The 382-nt window shown below is 62.6% G+C and carries 1 protein-coding gene; it reads right to left on the minus strand.

The features are described from left to right. Positions 1-382 (minus strand): immunoglobulin-like domain-containing protein (locus tag FHL16_RS33905; RefSeq protein ID WP_138739126.1); only part of this gene is annotated, 382 nt, incomplete at both ends.

Here is a 382-nt window from a genome sequence, read left to right on the forward strand (position 1 = left end):
GGTGTCGGCCGACTTGCCGTCGACGTCCAGCTTCTCGTAATTGCCGCCCTTGGCATCATCAATCTTGACGCTCAGCGAGCTGCCGCCCGCCAAGGCATCGTTTGGTGCAACAAAATTCACGCTACCCGAACTTGCGCCAACCGGGATGGTGATGGTCTGGCCGTTGGACAAGCTCACGACAACTGGCGAGCCGGTCACTGGCGCAGTCACGGACGCGGTGTACACCACGGTGCCGCCTTCGGCCACGGACGAAGTCGCAGTGAGGCTGACGGTCGAGGTATCGACGGTGTCGGTGACGCTGGTCACCGCTGCGGCCGGGTCCTTGACCAGGTTTTCGAAGTTGCCGCCAGTGGCGTCCTTGATGGTCGCTTCGACTTTGCCG

Origin of the sequence: Pseudomonas sp. FSL W5-0299, assembly GCF_005930655.1 — a bacterium.
GTDB classification, from domain to species: domain Bacteria; phylum Pseudomonadota; class Gammaproteobacteria; order Pseudomonadales; family Pseudomonadaceae; genus Aquipseudomonas; species Aquipseudomonas mandelii.